This is a genomic window from Mesorhizobium sp. LSHC412B00 (assembly GCF_000503035.1).
Lineage (GTDB): Bacteria > Pseudomonadota > Alphaproteobacteria > Rhizobiales > Rhizobiaceae > Mesorhizobium.
On record NZ_AYWB01000040.1, the window covers coordinates 1 to 4,963 of the forward strand.

Sequence of the window (4,963 nt, forward strand, 5' to 3'; positions counted from 1 at the left end):
CGGGTTGATGCCGCCGCCGAGGAGCTCCTAAAGTGGTCCAATCGTGGCCCCAAGTGGCGGCTGGCGGCCGAGGCTTGCCTATCTGCGATGGATGGCAAAATGCCGGGTAACGACTTCCGGCTGCTGTTCGAAGCTGCGGCCGATGAAGAGCAGATGCTACTGCCGGATTAACAACGCAATACGGACGGAACCATTCGGGTCTGTTCGCGTTCGCGGTCGGCGAATTCACCAGCGCAACGGGCATCTATGCCGTCCGCCCCCTTCAAACCGAGACACTGCCCAGCGACGACCTAGATGGACAAATGTTTGTCGGTGGGCGTACGAGATGAAGAGCATCGCCGCGAACGTGGCAGCGAGTGCGGAAAGGTGCCTCATCAGACCGTCAGCCAACCATATGGTGAACACGGTGGCGGTGCCGGTAAGGCAGACATCGCCGGCCTCGTCGCCCACCAAAGGTCTCAATTTTGCAGATCGGCTGTCGGGGCGCACCTCCGTGATCTCGACGTGGCCGGTGATAATCTCGTCGACGCCGACCGCCATGACGAGCTTCCAGCCGAACACCGTGTCCGGATCGGGAAGGTCCTCTGCCACCAAAGCATTGAGGGTGCTGGAGGTACGACGACCGGTCACAGTTAACCGCTTACTCGTCCAGGCTACGACCAATAAATCCGACAAGGGAGAGTGCACCCGCGGGTCTAGGTGGATCCCAGGTCGCCCCGACTTCCTCCGCCAAAGTGCGCATTGACCCTGCCCATCCCGTAAGCTTGGCTGTCCATTCAGGCGTCATGCGGCTGTCGGATGCCCATCCCTCGAACACGTCGGCCAAGCGCATCATATGACGGTAACCGAGCTCCTCGCGCAGGTCCTCCGACCAGCGTTGCTCTGCAGCTTGATTGAATATGCTTACGAGTTCACAAGCTGAGGATTTCGACTGGTTCCCGCGCTGTTCCATTGCGTTCAATGCGAGCAGGTTATGCGCTGCGCGGCGAAGCTCGATTTTTTCTCCGAGGTCAGTCCTTTTCCGGTCGCAGCGCGAATTTCAAGCTTCCGAGCCAGTTCAATCCTTTGCTTCGGAGCCAGGTGGGGCATCGGTAATTGGAATCCGCTCATCTTGACGCGAGAGCTGGCAGGTCCATCAACCGGCTACCCGCAGAAGCAGTGCGACACCGATCCCATAAGGGATCAGCAGTGCCGCCAAGGCGACCCACAGGCCCGGATCGGCGAATACCTGCATCTGGCTGCGAAGCTGTTCCATTGCACCTAACGGCGAAAGGCCGGCTGTGTTCCCAAAACGGAAAAGGCCGGCGCACACAAGCGGTAGACGGGCATCAGGTTCCATTGCTAGATCACCAGCAAGCGCGCTTCCCTACAGCGGAACCTGACGGCCATACGACCGTTATTCGAAAGGACAACGAAAGGAGATCGCCATCATGGACTGGAACCGTGTCGAAGGAAATTGGAAGCAATTCAAAGGTAAGGTCAAGGAGCAATGGGGCAAGCTCACTGATGATGATCTCGACCGCATAGCCGGCAACCGCGATCAGCTCGAAGGTACGATCCAGGAACGCTACGGCATTGAGAAGGATCGCGTGCGGCGAGACGTCGACGACTGGTATGGTCGGCAAGACTCGTAGGATACCACAGTTGAACCTTTTCAAATAAAGGGCGCGTCACGAACGGCGCCCTTTTCGCGTTATGGCATCCGTGTGCCGTTCGGCTCGGCCTTGAACAAGCGATTTTTGGGAACGTGTCGGCTTCCAGCCGCGTTGATCTCCACAATGGAGGTCGTAGCAATGTCCATCCACAAAGAAGACTATCGAACGAACAAGGCTGACTACCTGATAGCGAAAAGGCCAGATCTGATTGAGAAGACCAAGCCGAAAAAGAAGACGTTGCGGCGTGACGATCAGCGTTCCGCAAAGTTATTGGAAAACCCCGCCGCGTTACCCGAGAGGCCGGCCTCACGCCGTTAGAAATCGCAGAAGGTCAAGAGGAACATTTTAGCGATATTGAATGTTCGACTGTTTATGGACAGCCGAACCGTACTCTCAGCAGATCAATCCAGAGCAGCACGAGCCCTACTGAACTGGCCGCGTGTGCGACTTGCCGCAAAGGCCAATCTTAGCGAAATGGTGATCAGCGATCTTGAGAACGGCTTCAGGAGACCGCGTCCCCACAACATCGCGGCCGTCCGGAAAGCGTTTGAAGACGCCGGAATTGTCTTCACCGACGAAGGCACTCCATCGCTCGCCCGCTCAGAAGGTGATAGCAGCCTCGCCGCCGATAATAGACAGTGGCGCCGCCGGGAGAAAAAGGATAAGGGGAAAAGCCCGTGTACCCTCCTCTGCAACCCGATCTCTAAGCGGCCGCTAACAAGGGCGGTTGTTCACTGACTTTGTGCTGGCGCTCACCTTTCTAAGGTGCCGGTCGAATATGGCCAGCTTCTCTTCGTAGCCGATGCGCACTCTGGACCTGCAGCTATCGCAGTTGAAACCGGCAATAGTTTTCAGCCAGGATCCCCTTCTCACCCACTTGCCAGCCTCACGGTTTCCAGGCGACAATGTTCCGCCGATGAGAGAACAATGAAGGCTTCACCGCCAGCGCACAATCCCCTTAGCCGCGCTGTGTTGCCGTCGCCTAGTGTCTAAAGGCCTTTAACCAGCCACGGATCGGTGTCGTATCCGANACTCACCACCACCTTCTTCTCCTTGGCAACAGCGACACCAGTCCCAGCGATCACGATCGCCGCGCAAAACACAGCTACTCTCATCATACTCCCCACCGTTGCGCCTCCCCAAAAGGCTGAGCATGACGTTACGGCACTTTTAAATTAGCGCAAGCGAATATTAGCTTGCCTAGTCCCCTTCACATCGGCTCTGGTCGCCTCCCCAACCGTGCGGCACGGTGGATAAAGACAATCTAGCTGCCTCGTTGTCTACACGCGGAAAGCCTGCTCATAAGCACTTCCTGATAAGTGTAGCCTGCTATTATCTGCTCCAGAATGGATACCGATACGACCGCTATTCCGGCTGTCAGCAACGACCGAGACACTTCTGCTGCTCGCGAAAACGTCGAAGCGGGGCGTTGTAGTGAAACTGCCTCTTCTGGTCGGACAGCGCTTCGAGCTGGCTACTTTGATTTGCCTGCTGGGGCTTTCGCTGCAGAAGGGAAGGCATAACTGCAGCACTGCTGGCCTCTCCCCCACATGAAGGCTTGCGCGCATCGCTAGGCCACGGTGCCGGTAAAGTTGTACTCGACCGGCAAGGGAGTTGGTTACTCGTACTCCGAACGCTTGCATTCGATCAAAGCAGCCGCAACGCAAGGCCCTCGTTGTTGAACAGAACGAGGCGGTTGAAACAGTGAACTCGCTTCAAAACCACAGGGCGCTGACTCGTTTCGGAAGTAGGGAGCTTGCGACACACCCTCAACTCGACTTGATTTCTGGCGGCCTTTGGCGCGAGGCGTCGTCAGAAGTAACCGCGAAAGCAACAAAGGAAACCGACCCAACTGGTCCGAAAAACCGTTTGCCTGTTGTCAGCAAGGATCGGTCCCTCCATGCTCTGACCGCTGCAAACACTGGCGTGGAGAAGCCTCGATGTCACAGACCGATGAAAGTCTTATTACCGCTACCATCGAAGGTTACGTTTTGGCCATGTCCACCGGTGCCGAAGAAGGGCTGCGGGCAGCCTTCCACCCACGCGCATCAATCATCGGTAACTTCCAGGGCGCGGTCGAATGGCTGAGTGTCGATGCCTATGTCGGCGAGGTGATGGGTGCGGGCTTGCCGCCGAACACCAGCCCCAACTGGACAGTCGCATCGCTCGACATTACGGGCGATGCAGCCACTGTGAAGGTTGAGGACGAATTTGGAACCACAAGGTTCACCGACTATCTTTCCCTGCTCAAGATCGCAGGAGAGTGGAAGATCGTTAGCAAACTCTACCACCTTCACCATTAGGACCGTCCAGATCACAGGCCAAATACCGCGAAACTGGCGACCTTCAACCTGTCGTAGGTCTCCCAGCGCCTTTAGAGCTTGAGCTCACTCCTTAGCGCGTCGATTCGCTTCGAGGCCTCGGCTTTGCTTAGATCTTCAGCGTAGCTTCTGTCGTCGCCCGCCTGCTCACATAATGTTTTCAAGTAGGAAGCTTGCGACGGAGTCATTGGCTCGTCNGTAGCTTCTGTCGTCGCCCGCCTGCTCACATAATGTTTTCAAGTAGGAAGCTTGCGACGGAGTCATTGGCTCGTCACCAGTCGTCCATTCGTCAGGATCCTTGCTGATAGTTTCGCTTTTGGCTCGGGGTGAAGTTTGCATGACGCTCTCCGCGTTGGGAACGGCACAACGTATTTGATCTGCTTTTGTTCCACATGCTTGAAGTGTGTGAAATTGCGAGGGCATAGGTGTTCACGACTGCAAGTTACCCGTGCTGGAAGAATCCGACGAGATTGCTTAGCTTCCGCTCGCGGTCGCCAACGATGAACCCGACGCCAACTCTGCGCGAGACATCGAAAGATCCTCCGCGCCCGCAATTTACCCCAACGGTGAGGAGACAATCCCCATGAAAGCAATCGTAGCGACGGACCAGACTGCAGGAACGGCCGGGATGAAGTTGGTGGAGCTGCCCGAGCCTCAGGCGGCAATTAACGACGTGGTCGTACAGGTTCATGCGGCAGGATTCGTCAACACCGAACTGGAGTGGCCCTCGACGTGGGCCGACCGAGCCTTCCGTGACCGGACCTCTTCGATCCTCGGCCACGAACTGGCTGGTGTGGTCACTGCGCTCGGCTACGGCACTACGGGGCTTTCTATCGGTCAGCGGGTGTTCGGCCTCGCTGACTGGCATCGCGACGGCACCCTCGCCGAGTATGTTGCCATGGAGGCCCGTAACCTCGCGCCGCTGCCCGGCGATGTCGACTTTACGGTGGGCGCTAGCCTGCCGATCTCCGGCCTAACCGCATGGCA

Annotated in this window: 9 protein-coding genes; 6 read left to right on the top strand and 3 right to left on the bottom strand. The window is 57.1% G+C overall.

Going from position 1 to position 4,963, the window contains the following annotated elements:
* Positions 1-171: DUF982 domain-containing protein (locus X757_RS1000000169500; RefSeq protein WP_023728168.1), on the top strand; the 171-nt coding region annotated here is incomplete at its 5' end.
* 54 nt (positions 172-225) lie between these two features.
* Here X757_RS1000000169500 and X757_RS1000000166010 read toward each other — a convergent pair.
* Positions 226-630: a hypothetical protein gene (locus tag X757_RS1000000166010; protein WP_050593998.1), complete on the bottom strand. Its 405-nt coding sequence runs from the start codon at positions 628-630 to the stop codon at positions 226-228.
* Between the two features lie 800 nt (positions 631-1,430).
* Here X757_RS1000000166010 and X757_RS135565 point away from each other — a divergent pair.
* The 4 genes from X757_RS135565 to X757_RS135555 all read left to right on the top strand — a co-directional run bounded on the left by X757_RS135565 (position 1,431) and on the right by X757_RS135555 (position 3,958).
* Positions 1,431-1,634, top strand: coding sequence for a CsbD family protein (locus tag X757_RS135565; protein ID WP_023673385.1), 204 nt, complete (start codon positions 1,431-1,433; stop codon positions 1,632-1,634).
* 159 nt (positions 1,635-1,793) lie between these two features.
* Positions 1,794-1,973, top strand: a complete 180-nt coding sequence (locus X757_RS135560; protein WP_156933516.1) for a hypothetical protein — start codon at positions 1,794-1,796, stop codon at positions 1,971-1,973.
* Positions 1,974-2,027: 54 nt separating this feature from the next.
* Positions 2,028-2,393, top strand: a complete 366-nt coding sequence (locus X757_RS0135500) for a helix-turn-helix transcriptional regulator (protein WP_084629806.1) — start codon at positions 2,028-2,030, stop codon at positions 2,391-2,393.
* Positions 2,394-3,595: 1,202 nt separating this feature from the next.
* Positions 3,596-3,958 (top strand): nuclear transport factor 2 family protein, encoded by a 363-nt coding sequence (locus X757_RS135555; RefSeq protein WP_023728174.1) that lies wholly within the window; start codon positions 3,596-3,598, stop codon positions 3,956-3,958.
* A 71-nt stretch (positions 3,959-4,029) separates the two neighbouring features.
* Here the strand turns inward: X757_RS135555 and X757_RS1000000167600 are convergent, their stop codons facing one another.
* Both X757_RS1000000167600 and X757_RS1000000167605 read right to left on the bottom strand, forming a co-directional pair.
* Positions 4,030-4,164, bottom strand: coding sequence for a DUF3072 domain-containing protein (locus X757_RS1000000167600; protein WP_023713854.1), 135 nt, complete (start codon positions 4,162-4,164; stop codon positions 4,030-4,032).
* Positions 4,124-4,399, bottom strand: a complete 276-nt coding sequence (locus tag X757_RS1000000167605) for a DUF3072 domain-containing protein (protein ID WP_373432870.1) — start codon at positions 4,397-4,399, stop codon at positions 4,124-4,126. Before X757_RS1000000167605 ends, X757_RS1000000167600 begins: the two co-directional genes overlap by 41 nt.
* Before the next feature lie 160 nt (positions 4,400-4,559).
* On the opposite strand from X757_RS1000000167605, the gene X757_RS135550 reads away from it, so the two are divergent.
* Positions 4,560-4,963 (top strand): alcohol dehydrogenase catalytic domain-containing protein (locus tag X757_RS135550; protein WP_023728176.1); only part of this gene is annotated, 404 nt, incomplete at its 3' end.

Bases quoted from the DNA above. Each gene is read 5' to 3' on its own strand.
- X757_RS135565 (WP_023673385.1), top strand. From the start codon at position 1,431: ATGGACTGGAACCGTGTCGAAGGAAATTGGAAGCAATTCAAAGGTAAG.
- X757_RS135560 (WP_156933516.1), top strand. From the start codon at position 1,794: ATGTCCATCCACAAAGAAGACTATCGAACGAACAAGGCTGACTACCTG.
- X757_RS0135500 (WP_084629806.1), top strand. From the start codon at position 2,028: ATGGACAGCCGAACCGTACTCTCAGCAGATCAATCCAGAGCAGCACGA.
- X757_RS135555 (WP_023728174.1), top strand. From the start codon at position 3,596: ATGTCACAGACCGATGAAAGTCTTATTACCGCTACCATCGAAGGTTAC.
- X757_RS1000000167600 (WP_023713854.1), bottom strand. From the start codon at position 4,164: ATGACTCCGTCGCAAGCTTCCTACTTGAAAACATTATGTGAGCAGGCG.